This is a genomic window from Mesorhizobium sp. M0601 (genome assembly GCF_040320845.1).
Classification (GTDB): Bacteria; Pseudomonadota; Alphaproteobacteria; order Rhizobiales; family Rhizobiaceae; genus Mesorhizobium.
In genome coordinates this window covers 100,544-117,771 of the sequence record NZ_JAMYQK010000002.1, presented here as the reverse complement: position 1 = coordinate 117,771, position 17,228 = coordinate 100,544, and the positions used below count along the sequence as shown (strand labels likewise).

Genomic DNA, 17,228 nt, shown 5'->3' with positions numbered 1-17,228 from the left:
TGCCTGCAAGGACTTGAAGCGCATCGCCTGAATCTACTTAAACGCGACGCTTGGATGCCGCTGCCTTTGTATTCCGCTTGTGAACCACCTAACTGGTTGGGAACGGTTGGACCATTATGGCGCAACGGCGTTCTTCCCTCGGCTTCCTTGGAATGTTCGGTCGCTCGGGCGACTTGAGGCAGCTCGACGATGCATTGCGCGGCGCCGATCTGCATCCCGCCCTTGTGCCGGAGGGGGTAAAACTCACGATCGTCAATCTGATGAAGGATCACTGGCCCGACGAGCCGCCGCCGGGCATCTATGCGTCGGTGGCACAATTGTGCAGCTATTGCATCGCGGGTCCCGAAACCTTCGAGCAAGCCAATGGCCATCAACGGACGCTGGAAGCCGAGCGCCGCATCGAGGCGGCACTTGAGGCCGGCGACAGCTTCGACGCACAGATCGTGCTGATGACGCTGCATGCCAAGCTGATCAACGCCGAAGTCGTCGACCGATACGGGCTCAGCGCGGAATGACGCGACAGGCAAGATCTGCCGGATCCCCCCGCGGCAGCCGAGTCGATCAAGCCCGGCTGATCTCCTCAAGATACCAGCCGATGTAGCGCAGTTCGTTGTATTCCATCGGCGCGATCGGCCCCGGCACGAAATAGTGCGAGCGCACGCCACGCGCTGTGTGCTCGATGATCTTCTTGTCCTCTTGGGTGGTGACCTTCCACAGCCAGGTCAGCTTCTCCAGATCGTAGTCCTGGCCCTCGACCGCGTCGCCGCGCACCAGCCAGATCAGCTCCATCTCGCAGGTGCCCGCGGTTTTCGGGATGAAGCGGTAGATCATGCCGTGATCGGGATAGCACACGAGGAAGGTCGTGCCGCCGAGATGGATAGAGGTGACGCCACCGTCATAGTCGGTGAATCGGCCCATCAGCGGGGCCACCGGCGAGCCATCCTGGCTGCCGCTCGAAACGCCATCATAGAGCGCATAGCGGAAGGTATGGATTGCTTCCTGACCGGCCGCCGAGTTCTGCCAGCGGTTGGCGCTGCCGATCTCGATGCCAAGCGCGCAGGTGCGCTGCTCCATCGCCGCGTTGAGCTGCTCGATCATCTCGGCCGGCTTTTCCAGCGCATGCGTCTGCGAATATTCCGGATGCGCCGGCCCGCAATGGTAGCATTCGACATAGTTCTCGACGGCGAGCTTCCAGTTGGCGTCGAGCGGATAGGACTGGCGATACGCCACCTTGGCGTCGCCCCAGCCATACTGGCCGCAGCTTGTGCGCAGCGACTGTTCGATTGGATCGAAATCGAGCGGCGTCTCCGCGAAGGAAATGAAAACCAGCCCGGAGGCAACGCGGACATGAAGCTTCTTCAGCCCGTGCGCCGTGCGGTCGAAATCCTTCGGCATCAGGCGGGCAGCGCGCAACGACCCGTCATTGGAATAGGTCCAGGCGTGGTAGGGACACACGAACATCTTCGCGTTGCCCTTCTCCTTGGTGCAGACCTCGGCGCCGCGGTGGCGGCAGACATTGAGCATGGCATGCACCGTGCCATCCATGCCGCGCGTCAGGATGACCGCCTCGTCGCCCAGTTTGAACAGCTCGAAATCGCCGGGGTTCGGGATAACGCTGGCATGGGCCAGGCAATGCCAGTGGCGGCGAAAGACACGTTCCATGTCGCGCTCGAAGATCGCCGGGTCATGATAGAAGGCACGCACCAGGCCGTGGCCGGGCCGGTGAGACGCCACCAGCCGATCGATCGCGTCGCCGTCGGTGTGGGCTTGCAGGATAGGATGCGCAGTCATTTGTCGTTCTGCCCGATGGTTGGTCCTGGGGCAATTCCAGGAAAACTGTGAAGCGGTTTTCCGTCCGGAATTGGCTCTGGGTGGTGGCTGTATGGCTGCACGAACTCGTCTCCGGTCAGCCGCCCATATGCGTGCGCGGCAGGTGGATCAGGCTGCCGAAGCGGGCACGCAATCTGTCGTCGACCTGTTTTGGCACGTGGCGCGGAAATCGTTCGGCAAGAATGCGTTTCTTCTCGGTGATCGCACGCAGCAATATATCAGGTCGGCCTTTTTCGTTCCATTCCTTCGGTGAGGAACGATCGGCGAAGGCGGGATAGAGATGATCGGTCTGCATCAGCTTGAGCGTTTGTTCGCTGTCGAGATAGTGGCCTGGGCCTTTGAGGCAGACCTCGGTGATGCTGTCGATCGACAGGGCCTCGTCAGTCACGTCGATGCCACGTGCGCAGCCCAGGCAATGACCGAGCATGTCGTTGTCGATGACCAGGCTCTCCAGGCAGAAGCCGAGCAGCGAGGCATGCATGCCGGCCGCCTCGTAGACGAGGTTGAGGCCGGAGAGGCCGGCCATCACATTGGTGATGCCCTTTTCGTAGCCGGATTGAATGTCGGGCAGTTTCGAATCCGTCATGCCAGCGGCCGAGCCGCCGGGCAGATCGTAGAATTGCGCCATCTGGGCGCAGGCCGCGGTTGCCACCGACTGCTCGGCCGACCCGCCGGCCATGGCGCCGGTACGCAGGTCCGACATGAACGGCCAGGCGCCGAAGATCGCCGGATGGCCCGGCTTGAGCGCATTGACATAGACCAGGCCGGCCAGTACTTCGGCCACCGCTTGCACGACGGCGCCGGCCATCGCCGCGGGTGCTGTGGTGCCGGACTGGCCGGTCGAGAGCAGCAGGATCGGGATGCCGCCTTCAACGCAAGCCTCGAGCACGCCGCAGGCATCCTCGGCGAACTTCATCGGCGGCACGACGAATGAGTTAGAGTTAGAAACGAATGGCCGGGCACGGAAATTCTCCTCGCCGCCGGCGATGGCGTACAGCATTTCAAGCGCCGGCTTCACGTTCTCACGCACGGTGAAGGATGTTCCGACGTGCTTCGATGTCCCCATCACACAGGCATAGAGCGTGTTGAAATCCATCTCGAGCGGATCGGCGATGTCGCGCGCCACCATCGGCCGCTGGAAGAAATGGATGTTGTCCAACCCATCGACGATGCGGGCAGCATCATAAATGTCCTGCAGCTTGGATTCGCGGTACTCGCGCTTCTCCAGATCCACCAGGTGCACGGCGATACCTGCCGTGCCGTAGTGCACGCGCTTGCCCTGGACCACCATGTCGTGCCTGGCGTCCTGGCCATGAAGTGTGAAATGTCGTGCCGCCCGCTTGATGGTGTCGAGCACTAGCGCGCGCGGAAAGCGCACACGGTCGTCGTCGCCATGGACCGCCCCCGCCTTGGTCAGCACCTTTATGCAGGAAGGGATGGCATTGGCGAAACCCACCGTCTCCAGGAGCGTCAGCACGCCCTCGTGGATGCGCTCGCAGTCATCCCCGCGCAGCGGCCCGTAGCTGCCGCTCTCGATGGCCTGGTGTCGTGGTCCGGTGTCCTCCATCAGAGGAGCTGATCGCATGGCATGTCCTGTTTCGCGAAGACCGGAGCGCTGTGGACGACGGTTCGCCGACGTGTCCTGCTGTTCGACAGCCACTGGCATGGAAGCACTCCACCTTCATCGGCAGGAACTCGCGGCGGTTGGTCCACCATCGGCCTGCTTCGTCCCTCTACACAGCGACTATGCCGCCGGCATTGGCACAGCCTATGTGCCAGCCGGTCCCGTCGAATATGCCAAGGAGCTAAAGAACCGGAGCCGCACCACATGCGCCAGGCTCCGGTCGGGGAAGGGAGATCAGGCCGCTGCCGGCCTGCGTCCAGCTGCCGTCGCCAGTTCGCGGATGCCGGGTTCGATGTGCTGCAACGCGATCGAGGAAATGCCCAAGCGCATGAAACGCGATGGCTTTTCGGTGCGGTCGAAGAAGCGGTCGCCAGGCTCGATGATGACGCTGCGCGAGGCCGCGGCCTCCGCCAGTCCGCGCGAATCGGTGCCGCGCGGCCCCTCGAGCCAGAGCGACGTGCCGCCGGCCGAATCGGTCGAGCGCCACTCCGGTAGGAAGGCGGAAATCGCATGGACCAGACGCTTGCGCCTCTCGTCGAAGGCGCTCGACAGCCGCCGCACCAGCGCCTCGTGATGGCCGAGCGACAGGAAGAGCGCCACGGCGCGCTGGTTGTTCGCCGGCGGATGGCGCAGCATGAAGCGGCGTAGCGCCCGAAGCTCGGAGATCAGCCCGGCCGAGGCGACGATGTAGCCGAGCCTGAGGCCGGGAGCCAGCGTCTTCGACATCGAGCCGACATAGACGACGCGGCCGGAGCGATCGAGGCTCTTCAGCGCCTGCTGCGGCGCCTCGTCCAGGAGCTGGCTGTCATATCCGTCCTCGATGATGATCTGGTTGTGCCGGTTGGCGCGCGCCAAAAGCTCCTGCCGCCGCTCTGCCGACAGCGGCACCATGGTCGGGCAATGGTGGCTGGGCGTGACGAAGACGAAGCCGGAATCATTGGGAATGGCCGAGGTTACGATGCCGGAGTGGTCGACCGGAACCGGCTGGATCTCGGCGCCGGCCAGCCGGAAGATCGAACGTGCATCGGGATAGCCCGGGTCCTCCATCGCCACCTTGGAGCCCTTGGTCATCAACAGCGTCGCCAGCATGTAAAGCGCGTTCTGCGCGCCCAACGTCACGATGATCTCGTCCGGATTGGCGAAGATGCCGCGTCGCGGCAGCAGCCGTGCCTGGATCTGCTCGATCAGGAGCGGATCGTCGCGGTCGACCATGTCGGATGCCCAGTTGCGGATTTCGAGCACCGCCAACGCCATGCGGTTGCACTCGCGCCATTCGGCGGTCGGGAACAGCGCCGGGTCGAATTGGCCATAGACGAAGGGGTATGACGACTTGATCCAGTTGTCGTGCTTGGCCGGCGGCGGCATGTCGCTCGCCGCGATCTGCCGACGCGCCTTCCAGTCGATCTCGTTGGCCTGGTCGGGCGCCTTCTGATGCGGCTTGGCCGGCGTCGCCAGCACTTCGGGATTGACGAAATGGCCGCGGCGCTCGCGCGCCACCAGGAAGCCCTGGTCGACCAGTTGCTGGAAGGCCAGCACCACGGTGCCGCGCGCCACGCCGAGTTTTTCGGCAAGAATCCGGCAGGACGGAAGCGGCATGGAAGCCGCGATCTGCCGGTCGAGGATGGCGGCGACGATCGCCTGGCGGATCTGCGCCTGCAGGGTCTGACCGGATTCCGCCGAAATCCGGAACAGGCCGGACCAAATGGCCGTGTCGTTTCGCTGTGGCATGGGAGATGTTCCTCGATGGCCAGCTTTTTTCACATGGCTGGACCAGTCGAATGTACCGGTGGCACAAGGTGTTGCGCCAATCAATTTTTCTGATCGCTGGGATTTATGCCAGTGATCCTTTGAGCCGGCCCACGCTGCGCTGCGGCATCGCTGCGCATTGAAACAGATGGGATTCGACCCGATAGTTTGCCGCGACGACACGCGCCGGAAACATCCGGCCTGATAAGATGCATCTCAAGAGACCGGAGCGAAGCAGTGGATCAATCGTCCTTTCAAAAGCAGCTCGACGCATTGCGCGATCACCGTGCGGCCAAATCGGGCTCGATGCGCGAGGCTTTCGCTGCCGATCCGCAGCGCTTCGAGAAATTCTCCGCCAGTGACGGCGACCTGCTGCTCGACTGGTCGAAATGCGCGGTCGATGCGCGGACTATGGAGTTGCTGGAGAAACTGGCTGAGGCCGCTGACCTCGAAGGCCGGCGCGACGCGATGTTTGCCGGCAAGAAGATCAACGTCACTGAAGGCCGCGCCGTGCTGCACACGGCGCTGCGCAACCTGACCGGCAAGGGCATCGTGCTCGACGGCCAGGACGTGAAGGCGGAAGTCCTTGCCGTACTCGACGCGATGGGTGCCTTCGCCGACGCGGTGCGTTCCGGCAAGGCGGCCGGCGCGACCGGCAAGAAGATCACCGACATCGTCAACATCGGCATCGGCGGCTCCGATCTCGGCCCGGCCATGGCGACGCTGGCGCTGGCGCCCTATCATGACGGGCCGCGCGCGCATTACGTATCCAATATCGACGGTGCCCATATCCACGACACGCTGAAGGGTCTTTCCGCCGAAACCACCCTGTTCATCATCGCCTCCAAGACCTTCACCACGGTCGAGACGATGACCAATGCCGAAACCGCGCGCAGATGGGTCGAGAAGGCGCTCGGCAAGGAAGCGGTCGGCAAGCATTTCGCCGCCGTCTCGACGGCGCTCGACCTGGTCGCCAAATTCGGCATCGCGCCCGATCGCGTCTTCGGCTTCTGGGACTGGGTCGGCGGGCGCTATTCCGTCTGGGGTGCGATCGGTCTGCCGGTGATGATCGCCATCGGCCCGAAGGATTTTCGCGCCTTTCTCGACGGCGCCCATGAGATGGACGAGCATTTCCGCACCGCCCCGCTGGCGAAGAACCTGCCGGCGCTGATGGGGCTGGTTGGCTGGTGGCACCGCGTGATCTGCAAATACCCCGCTCGCGCCGTCATCCCCTACGATCAGCGTCTGTCCAGGCTGCCGGCCTATCTGCAGCAGCTCGACATGGAATCGAACGGCAAGAGCGTCACCCTGGACGGCGGCGCTGTAACGACGCCGACCGGCCCGCTGGTCTGGGGCGAGCCCGGCACCAATGGCCAGCATGCCTTCTTCCAACTTCTGCATCAGGGCACCGATTTCATTCCGGTCGAATTCCTCGCCGCTGCCGTCGGCCACGAGCCGGAACTGAAGCATCACCACGACCTTCTGCTTGCCAATTGCCTGGCGCAGTCGGAAGCCTTCATGAAGGGCCGCACGCTTGAGGAAGCCCGAGCGCAGATGCTGGCGAAAGGCATGAAGCCGGCCGATGTCGACAGGATTGCTCCGCACCGCGTCTTCTCCGGCGACCGCCCCTCAGTGACGATCCTCTACAGGAAACTCGACCCCCACACGTTCGGACGGCTGATTGCGCTTTACGAACACCGCGTCTTCGTCGAAGGCACGCTGTTCAACATCAACTCCTTCGACCAGTGGGGCGTCGAGCTCGGCAAGGAACTGGCGACCGGGCTGCTGCCCGTCGTTGAAGGCAAGGAGAACGCCGCAAAGCGGGATGCCTCGACTGCTGGACTGGTGGAATACATCCACCGCTTGCGCGGCCCGGAGTGAAAAGCTTGGCGGACATCAAGGGAATATTGTTCGACAAGGACGGCACGCTCGTAGATTTCAACGCGACATGGCTGGGCATCGCCGACTTCATGGCGATGGATGCGGCCGAAGGCGATCGCTGGAAAGCAGACAGGCTGCTTGCGGCGGCGGGCTTCGACTTCGCCACCAAGCGCTTCAAGCCGGATTCGATTTTTGCCTCCGGCACCAACATGGACGTCGTCGAGCTGTGGTTTCCACGGCTGTCCGACGAGGACCAGATGCTTGCCGTCGCCCGCTTCAACGCCATCACCTCGGCGCAAGGATCGGCAATGGCGGTGGCGCTGCCGGGCGTGGTCGAGACGCTTGGCCTGCTTCACAGAAAATCCTACCGGCTTGGTGTCGCCACCAACGACTCGACCAGCGGCGCGGAAAAGACCCTGGTCACGCTGGGCGTCGCGCAGCTTTTCGACGCCGCCTATGGTTACGACGCGGTGGCCAATCCAAAACCGGCGCCGGATACGATCCTTGCCTTCTCTGATCTGACGGGGCTCAGGCCCTCGGCAATCGCCATGGTCGGCGACAACCGTCACGATCTTGAAATGGCGCGGGCGGGCGGCTGCGGTCTGGCGGTCGGCGTGCTGTCCGGCACCGGCACACGTGAATCGCTGTCCCAGATAGCCGACGTCATTCTGGATTCGGTGGCCGACCTGCCTGATTTTCTTTCGGCGCGGGTCAGCGAGACAGTCTAGACTCGCAGCTAGCTGGTCCGAACGAGAACACGCCGCTCGGTTTCATCGCCGCATTCCTGCCTTCGCCGACATCCGGCACCTCGTATTCGGCCAGCAGGCGAAGCCGCGAGCGGGGCAGATAGGCGCGGCCCGGATCGCCGATCAGCACGGCGATGCCGGCTGCAAGGCAGCGGTCGAGGAAGGGGACGACCCGGCCGGCGAGATCATGGGCGTAGAACAGGTCGCCGACCACCACGACATCCACCGGTGGCGGCGGACCGCTGGTGATGTCTTCGCCAATGATCATGATAGCGACGCCGTTCGCAGTCGCGTTGAGGCCGAGCGCAACCACACTGTTGCGATCGATCTCGGCCGCGACGACCGCGCTTGCCCCGGCTTTTGCCGCTGCAATGCCGACGAGACCCGAACCGGCGCCGAGGTCGAGCACGCGACGGCCGGCCACGGTCTCCGGCCGGTCGAATATGTAGCGGGCGAGCACCGCGCCGCCGGCCCAGACATAGGCCCAGTACGGTGGCTCCGGTTCAGGTCCGTCTTCTTCGGTCGCATGTTGGTTCCATTCGAGAAGCCGCCTGAGCCCGCTTCCCGGATGGGCGGTGTAAAGCCGAATTTCGGGAAGCGCGGGCACGGGGGCGATCCGCATGTTCGCCCGGATGAACTGTGCCGGGTCCGGGCGCGAACCTATGCTCACGGCGTTGGCGCCGGCGATGCAATCGCTCAAGCTGCGCCTAGCCCCGCAACGCCCGGCGCAGGATCTTGCCGACCGGTGTCTTCGGCAGCTCGGTGCGGAACTCAATATACCTGGGACGCTTGTAGCCGGTCAGGTTCTCACGGCAATAAGCCATCAGCATGTCGGCGGTCAGTGCCGGGTCCTTCTTGACGACGAACAGCTTCGGCACTTCACCCGAATGCTCGTCCGGCACGCCGATCGCGGCAACTTCGAGTACGCCTGGATGCTGCGCCACCACTTCCTCGAGTTCGTTCGGATAGACGTTGAAGCCGGAAACCAGGATCATGTCCTTCTTGCGGTCGACGATCTTGGTGTAGCCAAGCTCGTCCATGAAGCCCATGTCGCCCGATTTGAAGAAGCCGTCCTCGGTCATCACCTTGGCGGTCTCGTCCGGCCGGTTCCAGTAGCCGGCCATCACCTGCGGTCCGCGGATGCAGATTTCGCCGACTTCGCCGAGCGGCAAATTGTTGCCGTCGTCGTCGCGGATCGCGATCTCGGTCGAGGGCAGCGGCAGGCCGATCGTGCCGGTGTAAACGCCGTCGCTGAATTTGTTGATCGTTGCTCCCGGCGAGGTCTCGGTGAGCCCGTAGGCCTCGCTGATCGGGCAGCCGGTCAGCACCTTCCAGCGTTCGGCGATGGCCCTCTGCACCGGCATGCCGCCACCCAGCGTCAGGATCAGCGGCTTGAAATCGAGCTTGCGAAAATCCTCATTATTGAGCAGCGCATTGAACAGCGTGTTGAGGCCCGGAAAGATGTGGATCGGGTATTTCTGCAGCTCCTTGACGAAGCCGGGAATGTCGCGCGGATTGGGGATGAGGACATTCTGCGCGCCTTGCTGCATGCCTACCAGCACGTTCGCCGTCAGCGCAAAAATGTGATAGAGCGGCAGCGCGCAGAGGAAGTTCAGATGCGCCGGCTTCGGCTTGACGGTAAAAGCGTCTTCGGCCCACAGCGCGTTCTGCGCGACGTTCGCCAAAATGTTGCTGTGCAAAAGCATCGCGCCCTTGGAGATGCCGGTCGTGCCGCCCGTGTATTGCAGGAAGGCGATGTCGTCGGCCGTGACCCTTGCGGGCCTGAAGGCCTTGCCGGTGCCCGCCTTCAGCGCGGCGTTGAACTTGACATGGCCGGGCAGCGACCATGCCGGCACCATCTTCTTGACGCGGCGTACAACGAAGTTGACGATCGTTCCCTTGAGCCCGCCGAGCATGTCGCCCATCGAGGCGACCACGACATGCTTGACCGCGGTCCTGGCGATCACCGCTTGCAGGGTGCAGGCAAAATTTTCGAGGATGACAATGGCTTGAGCGCCGGAATCCTTGAGCTGGTGCTCCAGCTCGCGCGGCGTGTAGAGCGGATTGATGTTTACCACGACATAGCCGGCGCGAAGCACTGCCATCATCGCCACCGGATATTGCAGCACATTCGGCATCATCAGGGCGACGCGCGCGCCCTTCTGCAGCCCCGTTGATTGCAGATAGGCGCCGAAGGCGGCCGACTGTCGCTCGAGGTCGGCATAGGTGATCGATTTGCCCATGCAGACGAAGGCCGGCCGATTCGCAAACTGCTTGCACACGGCGACGAGAAAGTCGCCGATCGAGCTGGAGGGCAGGTCGCCAATCTCGGCCGGCACGATCTTTGGGTAACTCTGGAGCCACGGTTTTTCAGGCAGGCCAGCGGCCAGTGCGGTGATCGCCTTCGGTAATCTCTTGGCCGGACCTGCCGGCGGTCGTGGCGCTGTCGGCACTGCCTTCGCCGCCGGCTTGGCGGCAGATTTTGCAGCAGGCGCAGTCTTGCCGGTTGCCGGTTTAGCAGCCGTTCCAGCCGTGGTCTTCGCCGCCGGCTTCGCGCTTGCCTTCGCGGTAGCCGTCGGCTTGGCGGCGGCCGCTTTTGGCTTGGCCGCTTTCGATGTTGCCTCGGCCTTTGCTTTCGCCGCGTTGGTTGTCTTTGCCGGTTTTGCCACCTGTCGCTCCCTCAATCGTTCTTATTGTTTCGGCATGCTTGCGCGCCACCACCGCCCTGATCAACAAAGATATCCCACGCTTGCCGCAATGTCCGGAACGTGGGAAAATCCGGCACGCTGCCCACCTATCTATGTATTGCCACAAGCGACGGCCGTGCAAGCCTCGCCACCTGGAGTGCGGTAAGACTTGCCGTCAAACCTCTCGGCCGCGACCGGTTTTCGGATGCGCATCTCTTGAACCGAACGGCTCGATTCCCACAATTGGCGGCATCGCCGATCAACAAAAAATTGAAGTCGCTAATAATGTCGTGATCTGCGGATTCGGCTCGTTTTTTCCACAATTTGCCGCGTGCCGGAATTTTTTTCTGCTTCCCGTGGGTTAGGCAAACAAGCAGTTCCAAAGCTAGAAAAACGGTGCTTATATGCGGCCTTCGCGAGCCTGATAGAGGGGCTTGGAAGAACATCAGGGAGTGCTCAATGAAAAAGAAACTGACTTTTGCAGCCGCGTTGCTGGCTGCAAGCGTCCTCGGCGGCATGGCCAATGCAAAACAACTGGTCTATTGCTCGGAGGCTTCGCCGGCCGGCTTCGACCCGTCGCCATGGAGCGGCGGCAACGACTTCGACGCCTCGTCGCGCACCATCTATTCGCGCCTGGTCGAGTTCGAGCATGGCAAGACCACCATATCGCCCGGCCTGGCCGAGAGCTGGACGGTTTCCGACGACGGTCTCGAATACACCTTCAAGCTTCGCCCGGGTGTGAAATTCCAGACGACCGATTATTTCACGCCGACGCGCGACCTCAACGCCGACGACGTGATCTTTTCCTTCGAACGCCAGTGGAAGAAAGAAAGCCCGTGGTACAGCTATCTGGAAGGCACCGGCTGGGAATATTTCACCGGCATGGGCTTTCCCGATCTCCTGAAGGAAATCGTCAAGGTCGACGACCTGACGGTGAAATTCGTGCTGAACAAGCCTGAAGTCGCGTTCCTGCCGGACCTCGGCATGGATTTCGCCTCGATCGTCTCCAAGGAATATGCCGACCAACTCGACAAGGCCGGCACCAGGCAGCAGTTCACCCAGAAGCCGGTCGGCACTGGTCCGTTCCAGTTCGTCGACTATCAGGTCGATGCGGTCGTGCGCTATGCAGCATGGGACGGCTACTATGGCGGGCGACAGAAGATCGACGATCTGATCTTCGCCATCACGCCCGATCCGGCCGTACGCGCGCAGAAGCTGAAGGCGGGCGAGTGCGATATCATGTCATACCCGGCGCCGGCCGACATTGCCGGACTGCAGGCTGACGCGAACCTCAAGGTCGACGAGCAGGAAGGCCTGAACATCGGCTACATGGCTTACAACACGACGCAGCCGCCCTTCGACAAGGTCGAGGTCCGCAAGGCCCTCAACATGGCGGTAAACAAGAAGGCGATCATCGACGCGGTCTATCAGGGCGCCGGCGCGCCGGCCATCAACCCGATCCCGCCGACCATGTGGTCCTATAACAAGGACATCAAGGACGATCCCTATGATCCGGAGGCGGCCAAGAAGATGCTGGCCGATGCAGGCGTCAAGGATCTGTCGATGAAGATCTGGGCTATGCCGGTCAGCCGCCCCTACAACCCGAACGCCCAGCGCGTCGCCGAGTTGATCCAGGCCGACTATGCCGCCGTCGGCGTCAAGGCGGAGATCGTCAGTTACGAATGGACCGAGTATCGCCAGCGCGGCAAGGCTAAGGATCGCGACGGCGCCTTCCAACTGGGCTGGACCGGTGACAATGGCGATCCGGACAACTTCTTTTTCCTGCTCGGTTGCGATGCCATCGGCCAGTCCAATTATGCGATCTGGTGCAACCAGGAATTCGAAGCCCTGCTGAAAAAAGGCAAGGCGACGACGGACGTCGCCGAGCGCACCAAGATCTACGAGGAAGCTCAGGTGGTGTTCAAGCGTGAGGCTCCGTGGCTGACCATCGCCCACTCCAAGGTCTTCATGCCGATGAACAAGAAGGTGTCGGGCTTCGTTATGGACCCGCTCGGCATTCATCGGTTTGACGGCGTCGACGTCACCGAATAAGTCCTGAGAAATTGAACGGCGGCGCTGGACTTCCCGCGCCGCCGTTCTATGAAGCAAGATGCTCCGTTATCTCCTCCACAAGCTCGCTTTGATCATCCCGACCGTGTTCGGCATATCGCTGGCGGCGTTTGCTTTCGTCCGGCTTCTGCCCGGCGATCCTATCCTGGCCCTGGCGGGCGAGCGCGGCGTCAGCCCCGAGCGCTACGCCCAGCTCATCGAGCAGTTTGGCTACAACCGGCCCTATGTCATCCAATACCTGGAATATATCGGCAGGGTCCTGACCGGCGATTTCGGCATATCTATTGCCACCAAGCGGCCAGTGCTCGGCGAATTCCAGGCGCTGTTTCCAGCCACGCTGGAACTGGCGACAGTGGCGTTGATCATCGCCGTCCTGCTCGGCATTCCTGCCGGTATCTTCGCCGCGGTCAAGCGCGGCTCGTGGTTCGACCAGGCGACGATGGGTGTCGCGCTGACCGGCTATTCGATGCCGATCTTCTGGTGGGGGTTGCTGCTCATTATCTTCTTCTCCGGCTATCTCGGCTGGACGCCGGTTTCCGGCCGCATCGGCCTGCAGTATTTCTTCAGGCCGACGACCGGGTTCATGCTCATCGACAGCCTGATCTCCGGCAGGAGCGGCGCTTTCAAATCTGCCGTCAGCCATTTGATCCTGCCGTCGATCGTGCTGGCGACGATCCCGCTTGCCGTCATAGCGCGCCAGACGCGCTCGGCGATGCTCGAGGTGCTGGGCGAGGACTATGTCCGCACCGCGCGCGCCAAGGGCCTGGCGCCGCGCCGCGTCATCGGTCTGCACGCTTTTCGCAACGCGCTGATCCCGGTAGTCACCACCATTGGACTGCAGGTCGGCACCTTGATGGCGGGCGCCATTCTGACCGAGACCATTTTTTCCTGGCCGGGCATCGGCAAATGGATGATCGATGCCATCGGCAAGCGCGACTATGTCGTCGTCCAGAGCGGATTGCTGATCATCGCGCTGATCGTCATGGCGGTGAACCTGATCGTCGACGTGCTCTACGCCGTCATCAATCCGCGCATCCGGGTGCAGTGAGATGACCGACGAATCCGCCGCCGAAGCTACCGCCGCCTCCATCCCGACAGGCGGCAGGCAACGGGCTTTCGCCGAGTTCTGGCACTACTTCTCGATGAACACCGGCGCGGTCATCGGCCTTGTCGTGTTTTCGGCGCTGGTGCTGGTGGCGATCTTTGCGCCGTTCGTCGCCCCACATTCGCCCGACGAGCAGTTTCGCGATGCGCTGCTGGCACCCCCTGCCTGGCAGGAAGGCGGCAAATCGATGTTCCTGCTCGGCACCGACGCGGTCGGCCGCGACATGCTTTCACGGTTGATCTTCGGGGCGCGTTTCTCGCTGTTCATCGGTCTGGTGGTCGTTGTCTTCTCGCTCACCAGCGGCATCGTGCTTGGCGTGCTCGCCGGCTATTTCCGCGGCTGGGTCGACACGCTGATCATGCGCATCATGGATATCATCCTGGCCTTCCCGTCGCTGCTTCTGGCGCTGGTGCTGGTGGCGATCCTCGGCCCCGGCCTTTTCAATGCCATGCTGGCGATCGCGCTGGTGCTGCAGCCGCATTTTGCGCGCCTCACCCGCGCTGCCGTGATGGCCGAAAAGAACCGCGAATATGTCATCTCCGCCAAGGTGGCTGGTGCCGGTCATCTTCGCTTGATGGTGAGGACGATCCTGCCGAACTGCCTGGCACCGCTGATCGTGCAGGCGACGTTGTCCTTCTCCAACGCTATTCTCGAGGCTGCGGCGCTCGGCTTCCTCGGTGTCGGTGCGCAGCCGCCGACGCCGGAATGGGGCACGATGCTCGCCTCGGCGCGCGAGTTCATCCTGCGCGCGCCTTGGGTGGTGACCTTCCCCGGCCTTGCTATCCTGATCACTGTGCTTGCCATCAATCTGATCGGCGATGGCTTGCGCGATGCCTTCGATCCCAAGCTGAAGAGGTCATAATCCAATGCCTCTTCTCGAGATCAAGAACCTGACCGTTTCCTTCGACACCGCCGCTGGACCATTCATGGCGGTACAAGGCATCGACCTGTCGGTCGAACCGCGCGAGGTGCTGGCGATCGTCGGCGAATCCGGTTCGGGCAAGTCGGTGGCGATGCTGGCGGTGATGGGGCTTTTGCCCAACACCGCGACGGTGAGGGCCGACCGCATGGCCTTCGACGGCATCGACCTGCTCAAGCTCGGCCCATCCGAGCGGCGCAAGATCGTCGGCAAGGACATTTCGATGATCTTCCAGGAGCCGGTCGCCAGCCTCAACCCGTGCTTCACCGTCGGCTTCCAGATCGAGGAGGTGCTGCGCTTCCATATGGGCATGGACCGCGCCCAGCGCCGGGCGCGTGCCATCGAATTGATGAAGTTGGTCGGCATCGCCGACCCCGAGGAACGGCTGGGCTCCTTCCCGCACCAGATGTCCGGTGGTCAGTGTCAGCGCGTCATGATCGCCATCGCCATCGCCTGCAATCCCAAGCTTTTGATCGCCGACGAGCCAACCACGGCGCTCGACGTCACCATCCAGAAGCAGATCCTCGATCTGCTGGTCGGCCTGCAGGCCAAATATGGCATGGGCCTGATCATGATCACCCACAATATGGGGGTGGTTGCCGAGACCGCCGACCGTGTCATCGTCCAGTACAAGGGCCGCAAGATGGAAGAGGCCGACGTGCTGTCGCTGTTCGAGTCCCCCAAGAGCAACTACACGCGCGCGCTCCTGTCGGCGCTGCCGGAAAATGCCGTCGGCGACCGATTGCCTACTGTTTCCGACATGCTGTTCGAGCCGGCCCCATCTGTAGTCGCAGCCCGGTCCGCAGGAGGAACCGCCTCATGAGCGTGACGGTAGTCGAAGGCAAGAACATCGTGCGCGACTATCATGTCGGTGGCGGGCTTTTCCGCCCCTCCCGTACGGTTCATGCGGTCAAGGGTGTTTCGTTCAGCGTCGACAAGGGCAAGACGCTGGCCATCGTCGGCGAGAGCGGCTGCGGCAAGTCAACACTCGCCCGCATCATCACCCTGATCGACCCGGCGACCTCCGGCGAGCTTTTCATCGACGGCAAGAAGGTAGACATCGGCAGGAACGGCCTGTCGAAGGAAATGCGCCGCAAAGTCCAGATCGTCTTCCAGAACCCTTATGGTTCGCTCAATCCACGCCAGAAGATCGGCGACGTGCTTGGCGAGCCGCTGCTCATCAACACCGACAGCACGGCCGACGAGCGGCGCGATCTTGCCATGAAGATGCTAAAGAAGGTCGGTCTCGGCCCCGAGCACTTTAATCGCTACCCGCATATGTTTTCGGGCGGCCAGCGCCAGCGGATCGCCATCGCCCGCGCGCTGATGCTCAACCCCAGCCTTCTGGTGCTGGACGAGCCGGTCTCGGCACTTGATCTTTCGGTGCAGGCGCAGGTGCTGAACCTGCTCGCCGACCTGCAGGACGAGTTTCAGCTAACCTATGTTTTCATCAGCCACGACCTGTCGGTGGTGCGCTACATCGCCGACGACGTGATGGTGATGTATTTCGGCGAAGCGGTCGAATACGGCTCGCGCAACGAGGTCTTCGCCGACCCCAAGCACAGCTACACCAGGACGCTGTTCGCGTCGACGCCGCGTGCCGACGTTGCCAGCATCAAGGCACGGTTGGCGAAGAAGAAGGCCGCCTGATCCGGCGAGGTTTGCCGGCCGGCTACCGCTTCTCGATCCCCGGAATGCCGGAGATCTGCTCGGCGAGAAAGTCGACCAGCAGCCGCACCCGGGCAATGCCCGCACGCTCCGGAACGATCAGCATGCTCAGCGGGACGGGAGGCGGAAAATAGCCCGGCAGGACCACTTCCAGCCGGCCGGCCGCCAGAAGATCGTCGACAAGCCAGTGGTGGGCGGGTGCGATGCCGCGTCCGGCGACAAGGGCTTCGCGCGCAGCAAGCCCATGGTCGACCAGAAATCTGCCGCCAAAGGGCACCGCAAAGGTCTCGCCGCCCGGCCCCTGCAAGGTGAGCGTGTCGCTTCCCGCGATGTTCGACATCCGGATGCCTTCGTGGCCAGGCAGATCCTGCGGGACAGCCGGTCTGCCCCGCGCCGCCAGATAGGCCGGCGCCGCCACCAGCAGACGCCGAGATTGCCCGAGCGCCCGCAGTTTCATTGAGCTGTCGGTGCGCGGGCCGAGGCGAAGCGCGATGTCGACGCCCTCCCGCACAAGGTTGATGCGCTCGTCGGTAAGGCTGAGATCGATGCCGATATCGGGATAGCGGTCCTGAAAGGCGAAGATCAGCCGGCTGACATGCAAGACCCCGAGCGCCGCCGTGCAGGATATCCGGATCGTGCCGGCCGACGCGCCGCGCGTGCCCCGCGCCTCATCGCCGGCCTGCTCGACGAGGCGCAGGATCTGGACGCTGTCGGCATAGTAACGGCTGCCTTCATCGGTCATCGTGACGCGCCGGGTGGTCCTGCTGAGCAAGGGCACGCCGACGGCCTCCTCGAGTTCTCGCAAATGCCGTGTGACCGTCGACTGCCCAACTCCGAGCTCGCGCGCCACCGCCGAGAGGCTGCCGCGCTCGGCGACGCGAACGAAGGTGCGCATGCGCTCGAGAGTGACGTCCGATCTATCCATTATTCGGCATTATCTTATACATTTCCT

14 protein-coding genes are annotated in these 17,228 nt (G+C 62.9%); 8 read left to right on the top strand and 6 right to left on the bottom strand.

Annotated features, from left to right (window positions below):
• Window positions 1–116 precede the first annotated feature (116 nt).
• Window positions 117–515, top strand: a complete 399-nt coding sequence (locus NKI41_RS03045; protein WP_352469996.1) for a hypothetical protein — start codon at window positions 117–119, stop codon at window positions 513–515.
• Window positions 516–561: 46 nt separating this feature from the next.
• Here the strand turns inward: NKI41_RS03045 and NKI41_RS03040 are convergent, their stop codons facing one another.
• The 3 genes from NKI41_RS03040 to pdxR form a co-directional block, all read right to left on the bottom strand.
• Window positions 562–1,791, bottom strand: coding sequence for an aromatic ring-hydroxylating oxygenase subunit alpha (locus NKI41_RS03040; protein WP_352681335.1), 1,230 nt, complete (start codon window positions 1,789–1,791; stop codon window positions 562–564).
• A 115-nt stretch (window positions 1,792–1,906) separates the two neighbouring features.
• A complete protein-coding gene (locus NKI41_RS03035; protein WP_352681333.1) occupies window positions 1,907–3,496 on the bottom strand; it encodes a trimethylamine methyltransferase family protein in 1,590 nt (529 codons plus the stop codon).
• 192 nt (window positions 3,497–3,688) lie between these two features.
• The gene (pdxR, locus tag NKI41_RS03030; RefSeq protein WP_023676815.1) at window positions 3,689–5,182 is read right to left on the bottom strand and encodes a MocR-like pyridoxine biosynthesis transcription factor PdxR; all 1,494 of its coding nucleotides are present in this window, start codon (window positions 5,180–5,182) and stop codon (window positions 3,689–3,691) included.
• A gap of 255 nt (window positions 5,183–5,437) precedes the next feature.
• Here pdxR and pgi point away from each other — a divergent pair, with 255 nt between their 5' ends.
• Both pgi and NKI41_RS03020 read left to right on the top strand, forming a co-directional pair.
• Complete coding sequence (gene pgi / locus NKI41_RS03025) at window positions 5,438–7,081, top strand: glucose-6-phosphate isomerase (RefSeq protein WP_352613841.1); 1,644 nt, start codon at window positions 5,438–5,440, stop codon at window positions 7,079–7,081.
• A 5-nt stretch (window positions 7,082–7,086) separates the two neighbouring features.
• Entirely contained in the window at window positions 7,087–7,809 is a 723-nt protein-coding gene (locus NKI41_RS03020; RefSeq protein ID WP_352448533.1) for an HAD family hydrolase, read from the top strand.
• On the opposite strand, the gene NKI41_RS03015 is transcribed toward NKI41_RS03020, so the two are convergent.
• Window positions 7,793–8,449 carry a class I SAM-dependent methyltransferase gene (locus NKI41_RS03015; protein ID WP_352681557.1) on the bottom strand — a complete coding sequence of 219 codons (657 nt, stop codon included), beginning with the start codon at window positions 8,447–8,449 and terminating at the stop codon, window positions 7,793–7,795. The two genes, NKI41_RS03020 and NKI41_RS03015, sit on opposite strands and share 17 nt — an antisense overlap.
• Window positions 8,450–8,534: 85 nt before the next feature.
• Window positions 8,535–10,496 (bottom strand): long-chain fatty acid--CoA ligase, encoded by a 1,962-nt coding sequence (locus NKI41_RS03010; RefSeq protein ID WP_352681331.1) that lies wholly within the window; start codon window positions 10,494–10,496, stop codon window positions 8,535–8,537.
• 477 nt (window positions 10,497–10,973) lie between these two features.
• Between NKI41_RS03010 and NKI41_RS03005 the strand changes: the two genes are divergently transcribed.
• The 5 genes from NKI41_RS03005 to NKI41_RS02985 are packed head-to-tail and all read left to right on the top strand — an operon-like array spanning window position 10,974 to window position 16,258.
• Window positions 10,974–12,566 carry an ABC transporter substrate-binding protein gene (locus tag NKI41_RS03005; RefSeq protein WP_352448537.1) on the top strand — a complete coding sequence of 531 codons (1,593 nt, stop codon included), beginning with the start codon at window positions 10,974–10,976 and terminating at the stop codon, window positions 12,564–12,566.
• A 58-nt stretch (window positions 12,567–12,624) separates the two neighbouring features.
• Window positions 12,625–13,632 (top strand): ABC transporter permease subunit, encoded by a 1,008-nt coding sequence (locus tag NKI41_RS03000; protein ID WP_023676822.1) that lies wholly within the window; start codon window positions 12,625–12,627, stop codon window positions 13,630–13,632.
• Between the two features lies 1 nt (window position 13,633).
• The gene (locus NKI41_RS02995) at window positions 13,634–14,551 is read left to right on the top strand and encodes an ABC transporter permease subunit (protein WP_023676823.1); all 918 of its coding nucleotides are present in this window, start codon (window positions 13,634–13,636) and stop codon (window positions 14,549–14,551) included.
• Window positions 14,552–14,555: 4 nt separating this feature from the next.
• Window positions 14,556–15,431 carry an ABC transporter ATP-binding protein gene (locus NKI41_RS02990; protein WP_023676824.1) on the top strand — a complete coding sequence of 292 codons (876 nt, stop codon included), beginning with the start codon at window positions 14,556–14,558 and terminating at the stop codon, window positions 15,429–15,431.
• Window positions 15,428–16,258, top strand: a complete 831-nt coding sequence (locus tag NKI41_RS02985) for a dipeptide ABC transporter ATP-binding protein (RefSeq protein ID WP_352681329.1) — start codon at window positions 15,428–15,430, stop codon at window positions 16,256–16,258. The genes NKI41_RS02990 and NKI41_RS02985 overlap by 4 nt, the downstream gene beginning before the upstream one ends.
• A 22-nt stretch (window positions 16,259–16,280) precedes the next feature.
• Here NKI41_RS02985 and NKI41_RS02980 read toward each other — a convergent pair whose 3' ends face one another.
• Window positions 16,281–17,201 carry a LysR family transcriptional regulator gene (locus NKI41_RS02980; protein ID WP_352681327.1) on the bottom strand — a complete coding sequence of 307 codons (921 nt, stop codon included), beginning with the start codon at window positions 17,199–17,201 and terminating at the stop codon, window positions 16,281–16,283.
• Between the last annotated feature and the right edge of the window lie 27 nt (window positions 17,202–17,228).